At 71.4% G+C, this 22,979-nt stretch carries 22 protein-coding genes; 17 read left to right on the top strand and 5 right to left on the bottom strand.

The genetic code is table 11. The annotated features are described in order from the left end of the window. Nucleotides 1–24: 24 nt before the first annotated feature. A complete protein-coding gene (locus AB0K18_RS34860) occupies nucleotides 25–963 on the top strand; it encodes a diacylglycerol kinase family protein (RefSeq protein WP_345386876.1) in 939 nt (312 codons plus the stop codon). 89 nt (nucleotides 964–1,052) lie between these two features. Here the strand turns inward: AB0K18_RS34860 and AB0K18_RS34865 are convergent, their stop codons facing one another. After that, nucleotides 1,053–1,832 carry an SWIM zinc finger family protein gene (locus tag AB0K18_RS34865; RefSeq protein ID WP_364923093.1) on the bottom strand — a complete coding sequence of 260 codons (780 nt, stop codon included), beginning with the start codon at nucleotides 1,830–1,832 and terminating at the stop codon, nucleotides 1,053–1,055. Nucleotides 1,833–1,834: 2 nt separating this feature from the next. Next, the gene (locus AB0K18_RS34870) at nucleotides 1,835–4,789 is read right to left on the bottom strand and encodes a DEAD/DEAH box helicase (protein WP_364923096.1); all 2,955 of its coding nucleotides are present in this window, start codon (nucleotides 4,787–4,789) and stop codon (nucleotides 1,835–1,837) included. Between the two features lie 167 nt (nucleotides 4,790–4,956). On the opposite strand from AB0K18_RS34870, the gene AB0K18_RS34875 reads away from it, so the two are divergent. The 10 genes from AB0K18_RS34875 to AB0K18_RS34920 all read left to right on the top strand — a co-directional run bounded on the left by AB0K18_RS34875 (nucleotide 4,957) and on the right by AB0K18_RS34920 (nucleotide 12,097). Then, complete coding sequence (locus tag AB0K18_RS34875; protein WP_364923099.1) at nucleotides 4,957–5,133, top strand: hypothetical protein; 177 nt, start codon at nucleotides 4,957–4,959, stop codon at nucleotides 5,131–5,133. Between the two features lie 79 nt (nucleotides 5,134–5,212). Beyond that, on the top strand, nucleotides 5,213–5,593 hold the full coding sequence (locus AB0K18_RS34880; protein WP_345386864.1) for a phage holin family protein: 381 nt from the start codon (nucleotides 5,213–5,215) through the stop codon (nucleotides 5,591–5,593). Then, entirely contained in the window at nucleotides 5,590–6,483 is an 894-nt protein-coding gene (locus tag AB0K18_RS34885; RefSeq protein ID WP_364923101.1) for a DUF3618 domain-containing protein, read from the top strand. Before AB0K18_RS34880 ends, AB0K18_RS34885 begins: the two co-directional genes overlap by 4 nt. Before the next feature lie 49 nt (nucleotides 6,484–6,532). After that, complete coding sequence (locus AB0K18_RS34890) at nucleotides 6,533–6,988, top strand: protease inhibitor I42 family protein (protein WP_364923259.1); 456 nt, start codon at nucleotides 6,533–6,535, stop codon at nucleotides 6,986–6,988. A gap of 10 nt (nucleotides 6,989–6,998) precedes the next feature. Then, complete coding sequence (locus tag AB0K18_RS34895) at nucleotides 6,999–7,715, top strand: DUF1838 family protein (protein WP_364923104.1); 717 nt, start codon at nucleotides 6,999–7,001, stop codon at nucleotides 7,713–7,715. Further along, entirely contained in the window at nucleotides 7,712–8,116 is a 405-nt protein-coding gene (locus AB0K18_RS34900; RefSeq protein WP_364923107.1) for an HIT family protein, read from the top strand. Before AB0K18_RS34895 ends, AB0K18_RS34900 begins: the two co-directional genes overlap by 4 nt. Before the next feature lie 27 nt (nucleotides 8,117–8,143). Further along, nucleotides 8,144–9,325, top strand: a complete 1,182-nt coding sequence (locus AB0K18_RS34905) for a histidine kinase (protein WP_364923110.1) — start codon at nucleotides 8,144–8,146, stop codon at nucleotides 9,323–9,325. Between the two features lie 33 nt (nucleotides 9,326–9,358). Beyond that, nucleotides 9,359–10,108, top strand: coding sequence for a LytTR family DNA-binding domain-containing protein (locus AB0K18_RS34910; protein WP_355430791.1), 750 nt, complete (start codon nucleotides 9,359–9,361; stop codon nucleotides 10,106–10,108). Further along, a complete protein-coding gene (locus tag AB0K18_RS34915) occupies nucleotides 10,105–10,581 on the top strand; it encodes a hypothetical protein (RefSeq protein ID WP_355430788.1) in 477 nt (158 codons plus the stop codon). The genes AB0K18_RS34910 and AB0K18_RS34915 overlap by 4 nt, the downstream gene beginning before the upstream one ends. A gap of 28 nt (nucleotides 10,582–10,609) precedes the next feature. Beyond that, nucleotides 10,610–12,097 (top strand): cation acetate symporter, encoded by a 1,488-nt coding sequence (locus AB0K18_RS34920; RefSeq protein WP_364923114.1) that lies wholly within the window; start codon nucleotides 10,610–10,612, stop codon nucleotides 12,095–12,097. Between the two features lie 23 nt (nucleotides 12,098–12,120). Here AB0K18_RS34920 and AB0K18_RS34925 read toward each other — a convergent pair whose 3' ends face one another. The 3 genes from AB0K18_RS34925 to AB0K18_RS34935 form a co-directional block, all read right to left on the bottom strand. After that, nucleotides 12,121–14,334, bottom strand: coding sequence for a helicase-associated domain-containing protein (locus AB0K18_RS34925; RefSeq protein ID WP_364923117.1), 2,214 nt, complete (start codon nucleotides 14,332–14,334; stop codon nucleotides 12,121–12,123). A 170-nt stretch (nucleotides 14,335–14,504) separates the two neighbouring features. After that, the gene (locus tag AB0K18_RS34930) at nucleotides 14,505–15,272 is read right to left on the bottom strand and encodes a hypothetical protein (protein ID WP_364923120.1); all 768 of its coding nucleotides are present in this window, start codon (nucleotides 15,270–15,272) and stop codon (nucleotides 14,505–14,507) included. Between the two features lie 130 nt (nucleotides 15,273–15,402). Continuing rightward, on the bottom strand, nucleotides 15,403–16,449 hold the full coding sequence (locus AB0K18_RS34935; RefSeq protein ID WP_364923122.1) for a LacI family DNA-binding transcriptional regulator: 1,047 nt from the start codon (nucleotides 16,447–16,449) through the stop codon (nucleotides 15,403–15,405). Nucleotides 16,450–16,460: 11 nt separating this feature from the next. Between AB0K18_RS34935 and AB0K18_RS34940 the strand changes: the two genes are divergently transcribed. The 6 genes from AB0K18_RS34940 to AB0K18_RS34965 all read left to right on the top strand — a co-directional run bounded on the left by AB0K18_RS34940 (nucleotide 16,461) and on the right by AB0K18_RS34965 (nucleotide 22,786). Continuing rightward, the gene (locus AB0K18_RS34940) at nucleotides 16,461–17,618 is read left to right on the top strand and encodes a PLP-dependent aspartate aminotransferase family protein (protein WP_364923126.1); all 1,158 of its coding nucleotides are present in this window, start codon (nucleotides 16,461–16,463) and stop codon (nucleotides 17,616–17,618) included. A gap of 56 nt (nucleotides 17,619–17,674) precedes the next feature. Next, nucleotides 17,675–18,940, top strand: a complete 1,266-nt coding sequence (locus AB0K18_RS34945; RefSeq protein WP_364923129.1) for a sugar ABC transporter substrate-binding protein — start codon at nucleotides 17,675–17,677, stop codon at nucleotides 18,938–18,940. Continuing rightward, complete coding sequence (locus AB0K18_RS34950) at nucleotides 18,937–19,821, top strand: sugar ABC transporter permease (RefSeq protein WP_364556316.1); 885 nt, start codon at nucleotides 18,937–18,939, stop codon at nucleotides 19,819–19,821. The genes AB0K18_RS34945 and AB0K18_RS34950 overlap by 4 nt, the downstream gene beginning before the upstream one ends. Continuing rightward, entirely contained in the window at nucleotides 19,818–20,660 is an 843-nt protein-coding gene (locus AB0K18_RS34955) for a carbohydrate ABC transporter permease (RefSeq protein ID WP_364923132.1), read from the top strand. Before AB0K18_RS34950 ends, AB0K18_RS34955 begins: the two co-directional genes overlap by 4 nt. 180 nt (nucleotides 20,661–20,840) lie before the next feature. Continuing rightward, complete coding sequence (locus AB0K18_RS34960; RefSeq protein ID WP_364923135.1) at nucleotides 20,841–21,170, top strand: DUF485 domain-containing protein; 330 nt, start codon at nucleotides 20,841–20,843, stop codon at nucleotides 21,168–21,170. 17 nt (nucleotides 21,171–21,187) lie between these two features. Next, complete coding sequence (locus AB0K18_RS34965) at nucleotides 21,188–22,786, top strand: cation acetate symporter (protein ID WP_364923262.1); 1,599 nt, start codon at nucleotides 21,188–21,190, stop codon at nucleotides 22,784–22,786. Nucleotides 22,787–22,979 lie beyond the last annotated feature (193 nt).

Raw genomic sequence — 22,979 nt, forward strand, 5'->3', positions numbered from 1 at the left:
GGCGGCCCCCTACCATTGATGACCATGGCCGAATTGCGCACCAAAGATGAGCACACCGCGGCGATCCGCAGAGATCGCCGGGTGGCGGTGGTGGTCAACACTCGCTCGCGCCGTGGCCGACGCCACTACTTCGAGGTGATCGAGCAGATCCACAACCTCGGGTTCGAGCCGCTGGCGGAGCTGTCGGTCTACAACCCCAAGCGGCTGCGCGATCTGCTCGACACCGCCCTCGCCACCGACCCCGACCTGCTCATCGTCGGCGGCGGCGACGGCACTCTCTCCTCCGCCGTCCGCCATGTCGCCCACCGCGACGTCGCGCTCGGCGTGCTGCCGCTCGGCACCACCAACAACTTCGCGCGCAGCCTCGGCCTGCCGCTCGACCTGGCCGGCGCGATCAAGGTGTTCGACACCGGCAAGGTGGCCGACATCGACCTCGGCCTGGCCGACGACCGGCCGTTCGCCAACCTGGCCAGCTTCGGGGTGTCGGTCGAGGTGGCCGGCAAGGTCAAGCCGTGGCTCAAGCGCATCGTGGGCCGGCCCGCCTACCCCCTCACCGCGCTGACGATCCTGCCGGGGCACCGGCCGTTCCGGGCGTACATCACGGTCGAGGGCGAGCGCCACGAGCTGCTCACCCATCAGCTCAACATCGCCAACGGCCGCTTCCACGGCGGCTGGCAGGTGGCCAAGGACATCAGCATCGACAACGGCATGCTGGTGGCCTATCAGCTCGGCTCGGGCAAGAAGCTGCGGCTGCTCGGCGAGACGCTCATCAGGGCGACCACCGGGCGGTGGCGCAGCCTCGCGGGCGGGCCGTTCGTGATGGGCAGGGAGATGCTGCTGGAGACCGACCCGCCGATGGCCGCCGACGTCGACGGAGAGGTGCGGCTGCGCACCCCGATCAGGCTCCGCGTGGTCCCTAACGGGGTGCGCGTGATGGTGCCCGCCGACTTCGAGGACCGCTGAGTCAGCGGCTCACGCCCAGGAGAATCCCATGTCTCCGCCCTTTCGTCGCGACTTCCGTACACCCACGGTAAACGAGAGATCGCGCTAAGTCACGATGTCTCCAGCCGCCGGTACGCCTCGATGAGCGGGGCCGCCACCTCGCCGGGCGGCGGGAAGACGCGGGGCAGCAGGCCCGGCGCCACGGTCACCGGGCGGCGCTCCGGGCGGTGCGCCGAGGCGCCAGGGGCGTAGAAGTCGGCCAGCCGGTCGGCGAACGGCACGTCCTCCACGGCGGGCGCGCCCGCCGCCGGCTCCTCCGCCAGCGAGCCGAGCAGCTGCTCGCGCGTCCTGCCCCGCCAGGCCAGCACCAGGAACGGGTCGTCGTCGAACGACTCCGCCAGCAGATAGAGCACCGCCGACAGGTGCTTGCACGGGAAACCCCAGTCGGGGCACGAGCAGTCCATGTCGAGGTCGCGCGGGAAGAGGTCGACGCCCATCGCGGCGAACAGCTCCTCGATCTCCGGCGGCATCTCGCCGGCCAGCAGCCGCGCCCGGTGCACGGCCTGCGCGGCGATGCCCTCCTCGATGGCGCTCCAGCGCGCCTCGTCGTACGCCTCGATCCTGATCGTCACCCGGTACGGCTTCGGCCGCGAGCCCTGCACCGACGCCCGCACCTCGCCCGCTTCGAGGTCGATCGAGACCACCTGGCCCTTGCGGGCGTAGGCCCGGCCGCGCGAGAGGCGGCCCTTGTCGCAGACGCGCTCCAGGATGTCGATGAAGCGCCGCGACCACCAGGCGGAGCCGATGCTGCCGCGCTTCGAGCGCGCCCTGATGCCGCCCTCGACCTCGATCGGGCCGGCGCTGTCGTACCAGCCGGGGCGTTCGGCCACGATCAGTCCACCCCCTCGGCGCTCAGCCTGAACACCTCGCGCAGCTCCTGCGTGGACAGGTCGGTCAGCCAGTCCTCGCCGGTGCCGACCACCCGCTCCGCCAGCGCCTTCTTGCGCTCGATCATCTCGTCCACCCGCTCCTCCAGGGTGCCCGCGCAGATGAGCTTGCGGACCTGCACGTTCTTGCGCTGGCCGATGCGGAACGCGCGGTCGGTCGCCTGGTCCTCGACGGCCGGGTTCCACCAGCGGTCCACGTGGACGACGTGGTTGGCGGCCGTCAGATTGAGGCCGACGCCGGCGGCCTTGAGCGACAGCACGAACAGCGCGGGCTCAGGGTCGTTCTGGAAACGGTCGACCAGGCGGTCGCGCGTCTTCTTGGGCAGGCCGCCGTGCAGGAACAGCACCGGGTGGTCGAGGCGCTGGGCGAGGTACGGCTGCAGCATGGTGCCGAACTCCGCGTATTGAGTGAAGAGCAGCGCTTTTTCACCCTCCGCCAGGATTTCTTCGGACAACTGCTCCAATCGGGTGAGTTTTCCGGATCGGCCGGCGAGGCGGGAGCCGTCCTTGAGCAGGTGCGCCGGGTGATTGCAGACCTGCTTCAGCTTCGCCATCGCAGACAGCACCAGGCCGCGCCGCTCGATGCCCTCGCTGTCGTCGATCCTGCCCAGCATGTCGTCCACCACCGCCCGGTAGAGCGTGGCCTGCTCGGTGGTGAGCGAGCACCACTCCTTGACCTCCAGCTTCTCCGGCAGGTCGGAGATGATCGAGGTGTCGGTCTTGAGCCGGCGCAGGATGAACGGGCCCGTCGCCCTCCTGAGCGCCCGCGTCGCCTGCTCGTCCTGGCGGGCCTCGATCGGCTCCTGGAAGCGCGTCCTGAACCTGGCCCGCGGGCCCAGCAGGCCCGGGTTCGCGAACTCCATGATCGACCAGAGCTCGGCCAGGTGGTTCTCCACCGGCGTGCCGGTCAGCGCGAGCCTCGTGCCGGTCGGGATCGAGCGTACGGCCCTGGCCTGAAGGGTGCCGCTGTTCTTGATCGCCTGCGCCTCGTCGCACACCACCCGCCGCCAGGCGTGCTTTCTGAGCGTCTCCAGGTCGCGGTGGGCGGTGCCGTACGTGGTGATCACCAGGTCCGCGTCCGCGATCTCGGCGGCGTCGCGGCCGCTGCCGTGGTGCACGTACACGCGCAGGGCGGGCGCGAACCTGGCCGCCTCCCGCTGCCAGTTCCCGATCAGCGACATCGGGCAGACCAGCAGCGTCGGCTCCATCTCGGTCCCGGCGGCGCGTTCGTGGACGAGCAGGGCCAGCGTGGTGATGGTCTTGCCCAGGCCCATGTCGTCGGCCAGCACCCCGCCGAGGCCCAGCTCCGACAGGAAGCTCAGCCAGGCGAGCCCCCGCTCCTGGTACGGCCGCAGCGTCGCGTCCAGGCCGGCCGGGGTGGCCAGCGGGGCCAGCCGCCGCTCCGCCTGCCCCGACAGCAGGTCGCCGAGCACCCCGTCGGCGTCCACCTCCAGCAGCGGCAGCTCCTCCTCGTCCCCCTGCACGACGTGCCGCAGGATGTCGGCGGCGCTCGCCTCTCCCGTACGGCCGCCCTCCACCGCCCGCAGCGCCGCCTTGAGCTGCCGGTCGTCCAGCTCCACCCACTGGCCGCGCACCCGGACCAGCGGCACCTTGAGCCTGGCCAGCTCGGCCAGCTCCGCCTCGCTGATCGTCTCGCCGCCGACCGCGAGGTCCACCCGGAAGGTCACCAGGTCGGCCATCCCGAACCCCTGGCTCGCCGCCGCCGACTGCTTCTTCGTCCGCGTCGTCAGCTTCAGCCCCAGCCGGGTGCGGCCCGCCCAGCGCGGCAGCTGCACCCCGAACCCGGCCGCCTGCAGCAGCGGCGCCGCCTGCCGCAGGAACCCGAACGCGCCCGCCGTGTCCAGCGCCAGCTCGTCCGGCTCCGGCACCCGCAGCGCCCGCTCCAGCTCCGGGTAGAGCCGCACCGCCCGCCCCAGCCCCGCCAGCAGGTCCCGCTCCGGCCTGCCGGGCAGCCCCGTCACCCCGCTCCACACGGTGGCGGCGGGCACGTAGAGGCTCGGATCGTCCACCGCCTGCAACGCCAGCTCGACCCGCCACCCGGCCTCAGCCGCCTCGGCGGCCTCGGCGGGCTCGACGAGCGCGGCGGCCTCAACGGGCTCGGCGGGCTCGATGAGCCGGAAGCACACGCGGGTGGCGTCCTCGGCCGCCGTCACCGCCGCGTGCCACCGTTCCAGCTCGGCCCGCAGCTCGGGCACATCGGGACAGGCCGGGTCGGGCCCGGTCAGCGCGGCCAGCCACCGCTCCGCGGGGCTCGCGGCCTCCTCGATGAGCAGGGGAGCGGTGAGCGTCTCGCGGACGATCGCGTCCGTGACCGCCTCCAGCGCCTCGGCCTGCACCTCCGCCGACGCCCGCTCGACCTCGCCGGTACGGCAGGCAGGCGGCATGGCCAGCGCCAGCTCACGGAAGTACGCGGCGTCGGCCCCGGTCACCACGGGCCGCCACACGGCCCGCGACATGACCAGTTGCGGGATGACGCGGCCCCGGCGTACGAGGTCGCGGGCGAAGGCGGCGACGGCGGCCCAGTGGCGCAGGGTGGCCGTCTCCGCATGCCCCTCCAGCACCCGCAGCGCGTCGCCGGCCGAGGGGACGACGGCGGGCACCCGCCACGGACGCAGCCTGGGCCGCGCCACCTCCGCCAGCCGCCCGGTCTCCGGCGACGGCAGCGGCTCCTTGGCCGACCCCGGCAGCAGCAACGTCAGCACCCGCGGCTCCGTCTCAGGGGAGGAGCCCGCCGCTCGGAGGAAGGCGGTGAGGGCGGAGGCCGGTGCGGCGTGGGGGTGGGTGCGGGGGGTCGTGCGGGACGGCGGGGCGGCGGGCAGGCCGATGGTCTCCGCCCAGAACGCGAGACCGTCGTCCGCCCAGACCCCGTGTACCAGCACGTCGGCAGGCTACCGCCACTCCGGCGTACATCGGGCCAGGCCGCGGCGAGACCGGCCGAGGAGCGGGCCGGGCGGGCGGATCCGTACCGGCGGGTCGCCCGCTCACCCACCTCATTTGCGGACGTTTTTTCCCGAACACCGGCCATCCTGAAGAGTAGGCTGAAGGTATGAACACTCCCGGATCGTGGTGTGAGCGGCCCAAGCCGCAGGCTCCCTCGTGCGAGCTGCCCTCCCCGTGGAGCAAGCCGCAGCAGCCCGACAACTGGTGCAAGAGCGACAAGCCGGGCAAGGACCCGGTGGTGTCCGTGGTGGGCTTCCTGTTCAGGGCCGCGACCAGGCGGTAGCGCGGCGGCCCCGCCCACGGGTGCGATAGAAGGCCATATGTGTGGGTAGTCGCCTTCCTCAGCGGAGGAGGCGAACGTCGTGAACGACACCCACAAGCTGGTCACCGACCTCTCCGAGCAGGTCTCCAGGCTCGTGAGGGATGAGCTCCGCCTGGCCAGGATGGAGCTGACCGCCAAGGGCAAGCGCGCGGGTCTCGGCGCCGGCATGTTCGGCGCGGCGGGTCTCGTCGCGTTCTTCGGCGCTGCCGCCCTTGTGGCCGCCGTCATCATGCTGCTCGCCCTGGTGCTGCCGGGCTGGGCGGCCGCCGCCATCGTGGCGGTCGTGCTGTTCCTCGTCGCGGCGGTGCTCGCGTACGCGGGCAGGACCGAGGTCAAACGGGCCAAGCCGCCCGTCCCCGAGGAGACCATCGCGAGCGTCAGGGCCGACATCGACATGGTCAAGGAGAGTGCACGGCGATGAGCGAGACCGACCCCGGATACAGCGGACAGCACGCCGGTGACGTCGGCGCCCGCAGAGCGACCGTGGGCACGCCGACGGACCGCGAGTCCATGAACGTCCCCCAGACGCGTCCTGGCGCGGCGGAGAACGCGCACGAGGCCGAGCTGAAGCGCGAGGGGCACGAGACGTTCATCCCCGAGACCCCCATACGTGACGAACGCGCCGAGGCCGACATGAGCCACGGCACCGAGGAGGCGTCGCTGCAAGGTTCACGCGGCGGCGGGGAGCGGCGTACGTCCTCCCGCATGAGTACCCAGGGCGCGGCGCGCGGGGACGGCGCGCGCGGGCGGCGCTCCGGCGGCCCGACCACGGAGGACGAGCTGCGCCGCGAGATCGAGGAGACCCGGCGCGAGCTGGGCGCGACCGTGGGCGCGCTGGCGGCCAAGGTCGACATGAGGAGCCGGGCCGGCCGCGCCAAGGACCGTGCCAAGGCCCGCGCCAAGGACCGTGCGGGGCACGCCGCAGAGACGGCGAAGATACGCGCGGGCCACGCGGCCGAGGTGGCCAAGGAGCGTGCGGGACACGCCGCCGAGGTCACCAAGGAGCGCGCGGGCCACGCGGCCGAACTGACCAGGGAACGTGCCGGACACGCCGCCGAGGTCGCCAGGGAGCGCGCCGATGTCGTCAAGGGCCGGGCGTCGCACATGGCGGAGCGAGCCAGGGACAGCGTGCCCGAGCCCGTCATGGACGTGGCGAAGGGGCGGCGTCCCATGGTGCTGATCCTGGTGGCGGGCGCGATGACCGCGTTCGCGCTGCGCCGGATGATGACCGGCAGGGCGGCCTACCGCCGCCGCGTGATCGAGATCGGGCGGCGCGGCGACCGCATCAGGATCGTCGTGCGACTCCCCTGACGCCCCCTTCCAGGGGACGGAGGAGCAGGGCCGATAACCTGCCAGGGTGATGCGTGGAACGGTGGCCGCCGCCCTGCTCGTCCCGCTGCTGGCGGCCGGGTGCGGCGCCGGGTCGTGGGTGAGCGACTACGGGAAGGTCGCCAAGGGGGCCAAGGGCGCGACCGTCCAGGTCGAGGTGACGCCGGGGCAGCGGTTCTCGCTGGCCGTGCCGGAGAACCCGTCCGTGGGCGACAGCTGGGGCCTGGTGGCGGTGCCCGACACGAAGGTGGCCTCGTTCATCAGCGAGGAGCGCGAGAGCCAGGGCGACGAACCGGGCTCGGGCGGCACGGCGTACTTCGTCTTCAACGGCAAGCACCCGGGCACGACCGAGATCAGGCTGTACGACTGCTGGCGCTGCGGCCAGGACAGGACGCCCGCCACCGAGGAGAGCAGGCGGCAGTCGGGCGAGGCGGTCTTCCAGGTGACCGTGCGCGAGCGGCCGTCCTCCGGCATACCCGGTGGCTAGGTTGCCCGGCATGGACTTCATCCGGGTACGCGCGTCCGCCGACGGCGCGGAGACGATCTCGTACTGGACCGGCGACGTCTACGGCCGGCAGGACGACGACGGCCCGCACCACCTGTTCGGCTTCGAGGGGCTCAACGTGGCCAGGGCCGTCGAGACCGACGGCGGATGGCGGCTGCTGACCCGGGAGGCCGCGCTCTACCTCGACCCCCGCGACCGGCGGGTGCTCGACACCTGGGCCAACCCGTTCACCGGGCGCGAGGTCGAGGTTCAGCACGTCTTCAACGACCCGGTCAACCAGCGGCTGGGCGCCTACAAGGTCCCCGAGACGCGGCTCGGCGGCCAGGTCGTCCACAACGTGGACGTCCGGCTGGCCTACCCGTCGCCGCTCAAGGTGGCCGACTACCCGGAGAACTCGGCGAGCGACACCTACCGGGCGCTGGAGCTGTTCCAGTTCTTCTCCTCCGCCGCCGACCTGGAGTCGGGCGTGCCGGACGTGCCGTGCGTGTTCTCGTGGTGCCGGGTCTCGCCGTGGCTGCCGTGGATGGCGATGGGGCGGCGCGGCGGCGGGCTGGTCTACCACTGCAGGGGCGCGAAGGTGCCCGAGGTGCCCGTACGCCTGCGCGAACGGGTCGGTGAGCACTTCCTGCACGCCCCCGAGCAGTGGTCGGAGCCCAACATGACGAGCTGGACGGCCTTCGCGGCCAAGGCCGGTAGGGTCGGCCCGTGAGCACCGACCTGTTCTGCGAGATCATCGCCGGTGAGCGGAGCGCCCACCTGGTGAGCTCCGACGACGTGGCGCTCGCCTTCCTCGACATCCGCCCGGTCTTCAAGGGTCACGTGCTGGTCGTGCCGCGCGTCCACGTCGAGACGCTCACCGACCTCGCCGACGTCGGGCCGTTCTTCGAGCGGGTGCAGGCCGTGACGCGGGCCGTGGAGCAGGGCCTCGAGGCCGGCGGCACGTTCGTGGCGATGAACAACCGCATCAGCCAGAGCGTCGCCCACCTGCACGTGCACGTCGTGCCGCGCAACAAGAAGGACGGGCTGCGCGGCTTCTTCTGGCCGCGCACGAAGTACGACTCCGCCGATGAGGCCGCCTCCTACGCAGCCCGCATCGCCAAGGCCCTGTGAGCCCCCTATGAGCTAGGCTCTGGCCACGTGGAGTACCTCGTCGGCTCGGCCGTCGTCGCGGTGCTCGTCGGCGTGCCCGGCGTCGTGCTGTGGCGGCTCATGCGCGGCCGCAGGGAGCTGGGCACCAGCCCGGCCGAGCGGGCCACGTTCGAGACCCTGCACACCGCCTCCCTGGCCGGGCCGCCGCTGCGGGCCGGGCTGACCGCCGACGGCGCCGAGCGCGCCTCCCGCCACCTGCGCACCCTGCTCGGCTCCGCCGCCCTGGCCATCACCGACGGCGAACGCCTGCTCGTCTACGACGGCGAGGGCGACGACCACCACGCCGACCAGGCGTTCGAGCACGCCGCCGCCACCCTCCAGGACGGCCGCACCCAGGTGCTCACCATCGACTGCGACCTGCTCGAATGCCCCATCAGGCACGCCGTGGTGGTGCCGCTGACCACCGACGACCGGGTGGTGGGCACGCTCGCCGCGTACGGGCAGACCGCCTCGGCCGGGCTCGTCAGGGCCGCCCAGGAGGTGGCCGGCTGGGTGGACTCGCAGCTGGAGCTGGCCGAGCTGGACCGCTCGCGCACGCTGCTCATGGAGGCCGAGGTGCGGGCGCTGCGCGCGCAAATCTCGCCGCACTTCATCTACAACTCGCTCACCACGATCGCCTCGTTCGTGCGCACCGACCCAGAGCGGGCCAGGGAGCTGCTGCTGGAGTTCGCCGACTTCACCCGCTACTCCTTCCGGCGGCACGGCGAGTTCACCACGCTGGCCGAGGAACTGCGCTCGATCGACCGCTACCTGATCCTGGAGCGGGCGAGATTCGGCGACCAGCTCCAGGTGACGCTGCGCATCGCGCCGGAGGTGCTGCCGGTCGCGGTGCCGTTCCTGTGCCTGCAGCCGCTGGTGGAGAACGCCGTGCGGCACGGCCTGGAGAGCAAGGACGGCGTCGGCCGCATCACGATCATCGCCGAGGACGCCGGAGCGGAGTGCCGCATCAGCGTCGAGGACGACGGCCTCGGCATGGACCCCGACAGGCTGCGCCGCATCCTCGCAGGTGAGATCGCTCCGGCGGGCGGCGTCGGGCTGGCGAACGTGGACGAGCGGCTGCGCCAGGTCTACGGCGACGAGTACGGCCTCGTGGTCGAGACGGCCGACGGCGCGGGCACCAAGGTCAACATCAGATTGCCGAAATATCACCCAGGCGTCTCCGCCCGTTGACCTCGATCTTCGTTGTCGGTTTCATCACTGTCTATGGCACAACTCCGGGTACTCGCGGTCGACGACGAGTTGCCCGCTCTGGAAGACCTGTCGTACCTGCTGCGCGCCGACCCCCGCATCGGCGAGGTCGCGACCGCGCGGGACGGCGCCGCCGCGCTGCGGCTGCTCGACCGCGCCATCGCCGAGGGGCGGCCGATCGACGCCGTGTTCCTCGACATCAGGATGCGCGGCCTCGACGGTGTGGTGCTCGGGCGGCTGCTGTCGCAGTTCGCGAACCCGCCCAGGGTGGTGTTCGTGACCGCGTACGAGGAGCACGCGGTGGACGCCTTCGAGATCAAGGCCGAGGACTACCTGCTCAAGCCGGTGCGCCCCGAGCGGCTCGCGGAGGCGATCAGGCGGGTGGCGGTCTCGGCCGACGTGCCCGCGGAAGGCGGCGAGAGCGACACGATCCCGGTCGAGCTGGGCGGGGTGACCCGGTTCGTCTCCAGCGCGGACGTCATCTACGTCGAGGCGCACGGCGACTACGCCCGCCTGCACACCGCCTCCGGCAGCCACCTGGTGCGCATCCCGCTCGCCACGCTGGAGGAGCGGTGGGCGTCGGCCGGGTTCGTCCGGGTGCACCGCAGCCATCTGGTGGCCGTGAAACACATCGAGGAGTTGCACATCGACTCGGGCAAGTGCACCGTACGCGTCGGTGACACCGAGCTACCGGTCAGCCGTCGGCACACGCGGGAGCTGCGTGACCTGCTGGTGCGACGGGCCAGGAAGGGCAGGCAGGAATGAGCTCCGAGCCGCGTCAGGGCCGGCGCTCGCCGCTGCCCCGCCCCGAGCAGCCGCGCCGCTCGTCCGACGGCTCCAGGCGGGCCTCGGAGGGCTCGCGGCGGGGAGCGGACGCGCCGCGCAGGATCGCCGTCACCAGCCCGCGCACGGCCGCCGCCCGCCGGCCCCGCTACCCGGCCACGCGGGAGATCGACGAGCAGACCAGGCTCGGCGAGGTGTACATGCACTCGCTGCTGCGCACCCAGTTCCGGCTGGCGCTGTTCGTCTGCACGGTGCTGGCCTGCGTCGTCGGCGGGCTGCCGCTGCTGTTCCTGCTCATCCCCGAGCTGCGCGAGGTGCACCTGCTGGGCGTGCCGCTGCCGTGGGCGGTGCTGGCCGGGCTCATCTACCCCGCGTTCGTCATCGGGGCATGGCTGTACGTCCGGCAGGCCGAGCGCAACGAGCGTCACTTCGCCGAACTGGTCGAGCGCCGGTGAACGTCTCCTTCACGGGCGCGGGTGCCGCATGAGCCTGACCGCGGTCCTGGTCGTCATGGTGGCGGCCGTGCTCATCGGGGCGTTCGGGATCAGGTTCTCCCGGACGACCTCCGACTTCTACGTCGCCTCCCGCACGGTCAGCCCGCTCTGGAACGCCTCCGCCATCGGCGGCGAGTACCTGTCGGCGGCCTCCTTCCTGGGCGTGGCCGGGCTCATCCTGTCCTTCGGCGTGGACATGCTGTGGCTGCCCGTCGGCTGGACCGGCGGCTACCTGGTGCTGCTGGTGCTGGTCTCCGCGCCGCTGCGGCGGTCGGGGGCGTACACGCTGCCCGACTTCGCCGAGGCGCGGCTGGAGTCGATGACCGTGCGCCGCACCGCGAGCGTGCTCGTCGTGCTGATCGGCTGGCTCTACCTCATGCCGCAGTTCCAGAGCGCGGGCCTGGTGCTGCGCACGATCACCGGCGCGCCCGTCTGGGTGGGCGGGCTGCTCGTCGCCGTCGTCGTCGCGGTCAACGTGCTGTCGGGCGGGATGCGGTCGATCACGTTCGTGCAGGCGTTCCAGTACTGGCTGAAGCTGACCGCGCTGGCCGTGCCGCTGGTCTTCCTGCTCATCGCCTGGCAGGGCGACGGCGCGCCGGGCCTCAGCGCCGCCGACGCGGCCACCTGGCAGGTGCCGCTGGTGGGCGGCAAGGAGTACGGGCTGTACTCGACGTACTCGCTGATCCTCGCGACCTTCCTCGGCACCATGGGGCTGCCGCACGTGCTCGTGCGCTTCTACACCAACCCCGACGGGCGGGCCGCCCGCCGCACCACGCTCGTCGTGCTCACGCTGCTCGGCGCCTTCTACCTGCTCCCGGCCGTGTACGGCTGGCTCGGCCGCCTGTACGCCCCCGACCTCGTCCGCACCGACACGGTCGTGCTCACGCTGCCCAGCCGCATGATCGGCGGCACGCTCGGCGACCTGCTGACCGCGCTGGTCACCGCAGGCGCGTTCGCCGCGTTCCTGTCCACCTCGTCGGGGCTGACCGTGTCCGTGGCGGGCGTCATCGCCCAGGACCTGCTCAAGGGCGGGGTGCGCTCGTTCAGGGAGGCCACGCTGATGGCGGTCGCGGTGCCGCTGGCCCTCGCGCTGTGGGCGCGGGCGCTGCCGGTGGCGGACGTGGTGGGGCTGGCCTTCGCGGTGGCCGCGTCGTCGTTCTGCCCGCTGCTCGTGCTCGGCATCTGGTGGCGGCGCCTGTCGACGGTCGGGGCGCTCGCCGGGCTGTTCATCGGGGGCGGGCTGGCCAGCGGCGCCGTCCTCGTCACGATCGTCGCCGGGCCCCAGGGCGGGCTGGCGGGGGCGCTGCTCGCCCAGCCGGCGGCGTGGACGGTGCCCATCGCGTTCACCGTGATGATCGCGGTGTCGTTCCTCACCCCGCACCGCGTGCCGGCCGGGGTGGCGCGGACGATGGTCCGCCTGCACACCCCTGAGAACCTCGACCTCGACCGCGGCGACTGGCGGCCCCGCTCGTCCTAGTTCGGAGGAGGGCCAGAGGAGGGTCAGAGGAGATACGCCTTACTGATGCCGGCCCGGGGGATCCGGTGGACGTCGTCGCAGTCGTGGCAGTAGCCGATGACCGTATCGGGACCGAACTCCAGGCCGTCCATGTAGTGCTCGCGCCGCCGCCAGGCGATCACGACCACTTCGCCGGTCATGACCGCCGCCTCGATCGCCTCCTCCGCCGGGCCGCGGGCGGCCCGGCTCCGGCCGGCGAGCATGCGCAGCGCGGCGGCCTCGGCGTCGAGTTCCGGCTCGTCGGAGGCCGCCTCGACGGCCAGGAGCCGACGCTGGGGGCGTTCGGCCTGGATCGTGCCGTCAGCGGCCACACCGGCCGGGGCGTGACCGGCCTGCCGCAGCAGGCGCAGGGTCTCCGCGGGAGGCAGCGTGCCGAGCGCGACCGTCGGCGCGATCTGCCGCAGGCCCGCCTTGCGCAGGGCCTTGGCGGCGCACAACTCCATGATGACGGCCGGGTCTTCGGCGATCACGACGGACGGGCCGGCGGAGACCTTGATGGTGCCGTGCTTACGGGCGGTGTCTTTGATCAGGTAGTTGAGCGGCTGGGGGACCGCCTTGGCGGAGAAGCGGGCGAGGCCGGCGAGGAGCGTCTCGGCGTCGGTGCCCGCGTCCAGCGCCCTGCGCACGGTCGGCTCGGAGAAGCGCCACACGCTCGCCCTGTCGCGCGACTCGAGGTCGGCGGCCAGGTCGAGCAGGGCGGCCAGGTCGGGGGAGGGAACGCCGGACACGATGGCGGTCAGGTCGTTCTGGAGGGTCACGGTCGTGGCGGGTGCGGGGAAGAGGGCGTCCACGTCGCCGGCGTCGAGCAGCGCCCGGCCCAGCGTCGTGAGCGCGCCGCCGGCCACGACGCCGAGCCACTCGCCCTCGCGCAGGGCCGCGGCCACGAAGTCCTCGGCCGCCTCGGGAACCTCCGCCATCGCCCGCGTGCGCCAAGCCACCGCCGCCAGCACGGCGGCGACCCCCGCGCTCGCGTCCGCGCCGCTCTGCGCGCCCGCGCCCATGCCGGGAGGCAGGGTGCTCAGGGTCTGGAGGACGGCGCGCCGGATGCGGCCCGCCTCGCACGCGAACTCGTACGGGGGAGGCTGCGGCGTCATGTGCTCCTCGCAGCACCCCACGACCCGATGTGTGGGCGCCTGCGGCAACCCCGTCCAGCGTTCGGCCAGCAGCCGCCACCTCCGCCCTGCGGGCTGCCGCAGCCAGTCGTCCAGGAGCGTGGTGCCGACGAGTCGCTCGCCCCGCTCCGAGCCGATCAGGTCGGCCTCGAATGCGAGGTCCAGCAGGAGCGCCACCTCCTGCTCCGTCCGGCCGAGCGCCTTGGCCAGCCGCCTGACCTCGCGCACGCCCACGCCGCCGGACTTCAGCTCGGCGACGGACTCCGCCGCGGCCAGCTCCGCCAGGGCGTGCACGCGCTCGATCGTGGCCAGCGCGGCGTCCAGGCCGTCGCTCTGGGGGCGCGGACCGGCCGGCACGCCGGGCTGCCCGGTCAGCGCCGGCTTCCAGCCGACGCCGCGCAGGGCCAGCGCGATCTCCCTGGGCAGCTCGTGATCCCAGCCGTCGCGGATCACGAAGCCGGCCTGGGCCAGGCGCTGGACGGGCCGTGCACCGGGGAGCGAGCCGTAGCCGAAGGGCTCGCCGTTCGCCACCGGCGGCCCGGCGGCCAGGGACTCCAGCAGGGCACGCTCTTGGCTCCCCAGCCGGGACACGCGTGCTCGTACGCGTTCGCCGTCGTCCAGCAGCTCCTCGGCCTGTCGCATCAGGTCGGCCCTGCGCCCCGCGGGCTGCCCGCCGAACGTCCTGACGATCGTCTTCAGAGTCTCGGCCGTGACCGCCTTCCCGAACTCCCGCAGCGGCCGGCCCAGCCCGAACGGGTGCGCCCACAGGCCGGCGGGATGGCGCGAACGTACGATCTCGCCGTCGACCGTGATCAGGCCGTGGCCCGCCAGTACGTCGAGCACCTCGCCGAGCCGGTCGTGGAGGTCGTGCAACCGGTCCGCCAGCGCGGCGCGCTTGCTCTCACCGCCCGCCTCCTGGATCGCCTGGCTGACCACGTGGCAGTCGGCGTCGAGGTCGAGCAGGGCGGGGATGGCCAGCCGGGGTTCGGCCAGCAGTCGTTCGAGCAGGTCGACGGAGGGTGTACCGGCCAGCTCCGGCCTGTGGCGGAGGAGCCGGGTGAGATCAGGCAGGGAAAGGGCCACCATCCGACTGTAGTGTCATACGGGACGCCCTACGCCAGTGTCATGCGAGACGGTCCTTCGCTGCCGTCGCCCCCCGCCGCCGGCCCCCGTCGTCGTCCCCCGGGTCGGTGAGTGCGGCGGCCACGCGGAAGTCGATGCGGACGTCCCGGTAGGTGACGCCGGGCTCCACCTGGTCAGGCAGGTTCGTCCGGTCGCTGCCCGAGAAGCACTCGCCATCCGGCTCGGCATGCGCGTGCACCTCCACCTTGGGCCGGTCGTGGAAGTGCAGCTCCTTCGCCTTCGCCGTGGCGCTGATCTCCACGTCCGGGTCCTGTGGGTGTTCCGGCTTCGGCATGATGCTCCTCCTGCTCGTGCGGTGTCCCGGCGCCTCCGGACGGTGCGACCTCGCGCACCGCGCCCGTGGCGTCGCGTACGGTGTCGCCGGCGCTCGCGCCGACGTCGCGTACGGCTCGTCCGGCTCCGGTGCCGACGTCCCGCACGGCGCCGCCCGCGCCCGCGCCGACGTCGCGTACGGCTCCTCCGGCTCCGGCTCCCACGTCCCGCACCGCGCCGCCCGCGCCCGCGCCGACGTCGCGGACCGCGTGGCCCGCACCCAGGCCGATGTCCTCGACCGCGCGGCCGACGCCCCTGGTGAGGTGCTCGAGGAGCTGCGGGTTGGTGTCGATGGTCTGCAGGACCCGGTCGATGATGCGGGCCACGTTGTCCAGCCGGACCTTCAGCAGCGCCTGCGCCTCCACCCCCTTGATGGTGAGATTGACGCTGCCGAGGAAGACGTCCGCGCCGACGTTGAGCTTGAGCAGGTCGAGCACCTCGGCCTGGAGCGACACCCTGGCCCGCAGGTCCTGGACGTCGAGGGTGATCTCGTCCACCTTGACCTCGGGCACGTCGAGATAGACGTCCGGGTCGGTGCTGACCCTGGCCTCCTCGGCGCCCTCGGACATGCTCTGCTCCCCGTCGGTCGAGACAGAGGTACCCGCTCATCCGCCGTGCGTGCGGGGCTTGTGGAGACGTGACCGGGTTTTGGGCGTCGCGCGGGCGTCATGAGGCGTAGCGCGGGGCGTCATGGGGGCGTCATTGGGGCGGCAGCTCGCCCGAGCCGCGCGGCACCAGCTCGATCGGCACCTTGACCATGCGGCCCGTGCGCGAGGGGTTGAGCAGCAGGTCCACGGCGGCCCTGGCGAGCCGCGCGGTGTCGTAGCGGACCACGGTGACGCCCGGGTTGAACACGCCGGCCAGCGCGAAGTCGTCGAACCCCACGTACGCGGGCCGCTCGGGCCGTTCGCGCAGCGCCTGGAGGATGCCGATCGCGGCCCGGTTGTTGGTGGCGAAGAACGCGGTGGGCGGGTCGGCCAGGTCGAGCAGCCTGGTGACCTCGCGGGCCACGCGGGCGGGGTCGTACACCGCGTGCACGACGAGCGTCTCGTCGGTGGGCACCCCGGCGGCGGCCAGCGCCGTACGGTGACCGGCGGCCCGGTCGTGCACCGAGCTGATGTCCTCGTCGTCGGAGATGAGCGCGATCCTGCGATGGCCGTGGGCCAGCAGGTGCTCGGTGGCGACCTGGCCGCCCCGCACGTCGTCGAGCAGCACCGCGTCGGCGGTCACCAGGCCGGGCGGCACCCGGTCCACGAACACCGTGGTGAGCCCGGCGTGCCTGGCCAGCCAGCCGTGGTCGGCGGCCGACGGCACGACGATGAGGGAGTCGACGCCGCGGGCGTACATCGACTCGATGAGCATGCGCTCCTTGTCGGCGCTCTCCTCGTACGAGCCGAACACGACGAGCGCCTCGTGCTCGGCGGCGGCGGCCTCCACGGCGGCGGCCAGGCGGCCGTAGAACTCGTTGGAGATGTTCTCCATGACCAGCCCCAGCGTCAGCATGGAGGCGCCCCTGGCGAGCCGGGCGGCGGCCTCGTTGCGGCGGTAGCCGAGCGCGTCGATGGCGGCCTGCACCCGCTGCTGCAGCGAGGCCCGCACGTGCGGCTCCTGGTTGACGACCCGGGAGACGGTCTTCAGGCTCACGCCCGCGTGCCGCGCGACGTCGGCCATGGTGGGCTTGCGCGTGGCGGCCTCCTGACCGTCGTTCAGCGAGACCACGAGGTCGCCGTTCTCCCGCGCTGTCATAGTGTGCCCCCATGGATGACGAATGGATCTGTGGCCGGTTGGGTGAGGACGAGCCTTGGGTGCTGGGCGCGGTCAACCCGCCGGTGTTCGAGAACTCGCTGTTCACGTTCGAGACGGCGGAGGAGCTGGGCGCGGCCGTCAAGGACGAGGACGAGCGTTACGTCTACTGGCGGGGGACCAACCCGACGGTGGATCTCGCTCAGCGTAAGCTCGCGGCGCTGGAGCGGGGAGAGCGCGCGAAGTGTTTCGGCTCCGGCATGGGCGCGATCTCGGCGACCATCTCCTCGCTCGTGTCGGCCGGCGATCATGTGCTGGTGCTGGGTGCGATCTATGGGCCCACCACGCAGTTCCTGCGCTATCTGGAGAAGTTCGGGGTGTCGCATACGCACGTCGACGACCTCGCGGCAGGTGATAGCGCTATCAGGCCCAGCACCCGAATACTTTACTTCGAGTCGCCGTCGTACATGGCCTACCAGGTCGTGGACATCGCGGAGGTGACGGCCTGGGCGCGCGAGCGCGGGCTGCTGACGGTGATGGACAACACCTGGTCCACGCCGCTGTTCCAGAAGCCGCTGACGATGGGGGTGGACCTCGTCGTGCACTCGCTGTCGAAGTACGTCGGCGGGCACAGCGACCTCGTGGGCGGCGTCGTCGTCGGGCCGTCGCGGCTGGTCAGGCCACTGGCGCTGCAGGAGTACCAGCTCTACGGGGCCGCGATGTCGCCGCACGACGCGGCCAAGGTGATCAAGGGCCTGCGTACGCTGCCGGTGCGGATGGCGGCGCACCAGGAGCGCGGGCTGGCCGTGGCGGCGTTCCTGGAGGGCCATCCCGCGGTGCGCGAGGTGAACCACCCGGGCCTGCCGTCGCATCCCGGGCACGCGGTCGCGCTGCGGCAGATGTCGGGCTTCTCCAGCCTGTTCAGCCTCGTGCTGGACACCGAGTCGCGGGAGCAGGTCGGCCGGTTCATCAACCAGTTGCGGCATTTCCGGATCGGGGTGTCGTGGGGCGGGTTCGAGAGCCTGGTGAACGCGCCCGCGCTGACCACCGAGGAGAGCGTCCGCGTCACCATGGGCATCCCCGTCGGCCTCGTCCGGCTGTCCGTCGGCCTGGAGCCGGCCGACGCCCTGATCAAGGATCTCGGTCTGGCGCTGGAGGGCATGTCCGCCTAACGTGAAGGACAGCATCGTGATTGACAGCGCTGTCTGCCCTTCGCGGGAGGCTCGTCGTGAGAAATCCCCTCCTAGCAGCCACGGTCGCCGCCACGCTCGTCCTCGCGGGCTGCGGCTCCTCCTCCGGATCCTCCGGGTCCGGGGGAGAGGTGCGGCTCCGGATGATCGAGAGCCTGACCAGCCCAGAACGTACGAAGCTCATCAAGTCCCTCCTCGACGGCTTCGAGCAGGCCAACCCCGGCGTCACCGTCGAGCTCGTCTCCCCGCCGCTCGACAGCGCCGACCAGAAGATCACCCAGATCCTGCAGACCAAGAAGGACCTGGACGTGCTGGAGGTGCGCGACCACACCGCCAAGTCCTTCTCCAACAACGGCTGGCTGGCCGAGCTGCCCACGACCGGCTGGGCCGGCTGGGCGGACCTGACCGAGCTGGCCCAGAAGAAGGCGGTCGAGGTGGGCGGCAAGGCGTACCTCATCCCGTACGGCTTCTTCCAGCGCACGCTGTTCTACCGCACCGACCGCGGCCTGACGCGGCCGCCCGCCACCTGGCAGGAGCTGTACGAGGCCGGCAAGGCCCAGACCACCGGCGACCGCTACGGCTACTCCTTCCGCGGCGGCAAGGGCGGCGCCGACTACGCGGTGATGATGATCAGCGCGTACAACGGCGAGGCGCTCGACCCGGAGAAGTCGTTCTTCCTCAAGGACAAGCGGACGATCTTCGCCACTCCCGAGGCGGCGCAGGCGCTCGACCTGTTCGTCAAGATCTACCGGGAGGCGTCGCCGCCCGACTCCGTGGCCTGGGGCTTCCCCGAGATGGTGCAGGGCTTCACCTCGGGCGTCACCGGCATGCTCATCCAGGACCCCGAGGTCATCAAGACGGTCGAGGAGAGCGGCCTGACGAACTGGGCCACCGCGCCCATCCCGAAGGGCCCCACCGGCTACGCCTTCCAGCCCGTCGGCTACGCCGGCTGGGGCGTCACCTCCTTCAGCGCGCACCCGGAGCAGGCGGTCAAGCTGGTGCAGTACCTGTCGGAGGCGGAGCAGAGCATCGCCTTCGCCAAGGGCAACTCGCTGATCCCGATCTCGAAGCAGGCCCAGAGCGACCGGCAGTTCTCGCAGGGCGCGTGGAAGGCGTACCTGGAGGCGCAGCAGGACCCGAAACAGGTGATCACGATCAGGCCGGTGGACTATCCGGGCTGGAGCCGGTTCCTGGTCGACTCCGACCGTGACGTGCAGGCCCTGATCACCGGCAAGAAGAGCACGGCCGAGGTGCTGAAGGCATGGGACGCCTTCTGGGCCGACCAGGCCAAGAAGGTCTCTTGAGGACGTTCACCGTCCGGCGGGCCCGGTTCATCGCGCTGTGCCTGCTGCCGGGCGTGGTGTTCGTCGCGCTGTTCACGTACTACCCGATGATCAGGGGCGCGGTCATCGCGTTCCAGCGGTACTCGCTGTTCGACCTGACCGCGACCCCGTTCACCGGTCTGGAGAACTTCCGCGCGGTGCTGGCGGAGGAGCGGTTCTGGACGGCGCTGCGCAACACCGGCACGTGGGTGGCGGTCTCGCTGTTCTTCCAGTTCTTCCTCGGTTTCGGCCTGGCGCTGCTGCTGCGCAGGCACTTCCGGGGGCGCGGGCTCTACCAGGCGTGGGTGTTCTTCCCGTGGGCGATGTCGGGGTTCCTGATCGGGCTGCTGTGGCGGTGGCTGTTCAACGGCCAGTTCGGCGTGATCAACGACCTGCTGCTCAAGGCGGGCATCATCGACGAGCGCATCGGGTTCCTGGCCACGCCCGGCTGGGCGATGACGTCGGTGATCGTGGCCAACATCTGGTACGGCGTCACGTTCTTCGCCATCATGATCATGGCCGCGCTGCAGTCGGTGCCGGGCGAGCTCTACGAGGCCGCGGCCGTGGACGGCGCCTCGCGGTGGCGGCGGTTCTGGCACGTGACGCTGCCGCACATCAGGCCCACCCTGGCGCTGATCGTGCTGCTGCGGATCATCTGGATACTCAACTTCCCCGACCTGATCTACTCCATGACCGGCGGCGGCCCGGCCGGCAGCACCGACATCGTCACCACGTTCCTCATCCAGCAGGTGATCGGCGGCGACTACGGCAGGGCGGGCGCGGTCGGCCTGCTCGTGCTGGGGCTGCTGCTGGCCTTCAGCGTGTTCTACCTCAACGCCACGAGATTCGAGAAGGCCCGATGACCGCGCGCACCCCGCTGCGACGCCTCGCCACCGCCGCCAGGGTGCTCGTGCTGGGCGTCTGGCTGCTGATCACGTTGTTCCCGCTGTACTGGATCGTCGTCACCTCGCTCAAGCCGCAGCCGGAGATCTTCTCGGTGCCGTTGCGCTACTGGCCGTCGAAGGTGACGTTCGAGCACTACGAGGAGCTGTTCTCGTTCGCCGACTTCGGCACGTACCTGCTCAACTCGCTGCTGGTGTCGCTCGTCTCCGCCGGGGTGGTGACGGCGATCGGCGTGCTCGGCGGCTACACGCTGGCCCGCTTCGCCTTTCCCGGGCGCGGGGCGCTGATGCTGGCGTTCCTGGTCACCCAGATGATCCCGCTGTTCATCGCGCTCGGGCCGCTCTATCTGCTGATGTCCGACCTCGACCTGCTCAACCGGCTGGCCGGGCTCATGCTGGTGTACGTCGCCATGCTGGTGCCGTTCTCGACGATCATCATGCGCGGCTTCTACGAGCGGGTGCCGGTGGCGCTGGAGGAGGCGGCTCAGGTGGACGGCGCCTCTCGCCTCGCGGCCATGGTGCGCGTGGTGATCCCGGTCATGCTGCCCGGCATCGCCGCGACGTTCATCTTCGCGTTCGTGCAGTGCTGGAACGAGCTGTTCCTCGCGATCACGTTCATCGACAGCGAGGACGCCAAGACGATCCCGGTCGCCATGAACTCCTTCATCACCCAGTACGACATCGACTGGGGCTCGATGGCGGCCGCCACCGTCGTCTCGGTGCTGCCGACGCTCGTGCTGTTCGCCGCCGTCCGCCGCTACATCGTGGAGGGGCTGACGGCGGGCGCGGTGAAGGGATGACCGGTAAGGGGGTGAAAGGGATAACCGACCGCTCATCGCGCCAGACAGACCTTTCGCCGCAAGCCCGTTCCAACTAAGCGCGGTGCATCAGCGGCTCGCCGAACAACCCGCCGGGGCATCTCCACGACAGGTAGGTTGCGCTCTTACGTTGGGCGTGATCCGCATCACAGTGGAGGTCTCGTGACGACACAAGAACATGACGCATCGGTCTATGAGCAAGTGCAGGAGAGCAGTGAGTTCCAGGAACTGAAGCGGCGCTTCCGCCGCTGGACCTTCCCTATGACCGTGGCGTTCCTCGTCTGGTACCTGCTGTATGTGGTGCTGTCGGGCTGGGCGCGCGACTTCATGGGCATCAAGCTGTTCGGCGAGATCAACGTCGGGCTGATCTTCGGTTTGCTGCAGTTCGTGTCGACCTTCCTCATCGCGTGGGCCTACTCCAGGCACGCCGAGAAGCAGCTCGACCCGATCGCTGACAAGCTGCGGCACGAAGTGGAGGAGAAGACTCAGTGAGCTCGACGACCCTGGGGATGATCCTCTTCCTCACCTTCGTGGCCTTCACCCTGGCGATCACCGTCTGGGCGAGCCGCCAGACCAAGACGGCAGCCGACTACTACGCGGGCGGCCGGTCGTTCAGCGGCGTGCAGAACGGCCTGGCGATCGGCGGCGACTACATGTCGGCCGCCTCGTTCCTCGGCATCGCCGGCATCATCGCCCTGTCCGGATATGACGGGTTCCTCTACTCGATCGGCTTCCTCGTCGCCTGGCTGGTGGCGCTGCTGCTGGTGGCCGAGCTGATGCGGAACTCCGGCAAGTTCACCATGGCCGACGTGCTGGCCTTCCGCATGAGCCCGCGGCCCGTCCGCACGGCGGCGGGCGTGTCCACCATCGTGGTCAGCATCTTCTACCTGCTGGCCCAGATGGTCGGCGCGGGCGCGCTGGTCGGCCTGCTGCTCGGCATCACCGGTGAGGCCGGCAAGGCGTGGACGATCATCGGCGTCGGCGCCCTCATGATCGTGTACGTCGTCTTCGGCGGCATGAAGGGCACCACCTGGGTCCAGATCGTCAAGGCCGTGCTGCTGATGAGCGGCGCCGCGCTGGTGACGCTGCTGGTGCTCGGCAAGTTCGGCTTCAACCTGTCGGCGCTGCTCGGCCAGGCCGCCGCGACCAGCGGCCCCTCGGGCAACCCCGGCAACTTCCTGATCCCTGGCCTGAAGTACGGCACCGAGGCGCAGGGCCTGGCCGGCAAGATCGACCTCATCAGCCTGGGCCTGGCGCTGGTGCTCGGCACCGCGGGCCTGCCGCACATCCTCATCCGCTTCTACACCGTGCCCACCGCCAAGGACGCCCGCAAGTCGGTGCTCTGGGGCATCGGCATCATCGGCGTCTTCTACCTGCTCACCCTGGTCCTCGGCTTCGGCGCGGCGGCCCTGGTCGGCAAGGACGCGATCGCCGCGGGTGACGCGGCGGGCAACACCGCGGCGCCCATGCTGGCACAGCGCATCGGTGAGGAGATCTTCGGCTCCGTCGGCGGCACGATCCTGCTGGCGCTGATCGGCGCGGTGGCGTTCGCCACGATCCTGGCCGTGGTGGCCGGTCTGACGCTGGCCTCCTCCTCCAGCTTCTCGCACGACCTGTACGCGCACGTCTTCAAGCGCGGCCAGGTCACCGAGCGGCAGGAGGTCGTCGTGGCCCGCATCTCCGCCCTCGTCATCGGCGCCATCGCGATCGGCCTGGGCATCCTCGCCCAGGGCCAGAACGTGGCGTTCCTGGTGGCGCTGGCGTTCGCGGTGGCGGCGTCGGGCAACCTGCCGGCGATCCTCTACAGCCTGTTCTGGAAGCGGTTCAACACCGCCGGCGCGGTCTCGGCCATCTACGGTGGTCTCGTCTCCGCCCTGCTGCTGGTGATCTTCTCGCCGGTGGTCTCCGGCAGCAAGACGGCGCTGTTCCCGGGTGCCGACTTCGCCTGGTTCCCGCTGAGCAACCCCGGCATCATCTCGATCCCGCTGGGCTTCCTGTGCGGCTGGATCGGCACGGTCCTCAGCAAGGAGTACAACGCCGCCAAGTACGCCGAGATCGAGGTCCGCTCGCTGACCGGCGTCGGCGCGGAGAAGGCGAGCACGCACTGATCCGGGGCTGACGCCGCGGAATCCGCTTCCTCCCAGAAGGGCGCCCGAACCCCTGCCCCAGGGCGCCTGCACCAGAGGGCCCGGCCGATCGCTTCGGCCGGGCCCTCGCGCGTGTACGGGATCGCCGACGGGGAAGGGGCTGTGGTCGTTCCCGACAGGTGTCCCAGTGGGGCGTCCCACACCCTTGGAGTTG

Origin of the sequence: Nonomuraea sp. NPDC049421, assembly GCF_040677005.1 — a bacterium.
GTDB lineage: Bacteria > Actinomycetota > Actinomycetes > Streptosporangiales > Streptosporangiaceae > Nonomuraea > Nonomuraea salmonea.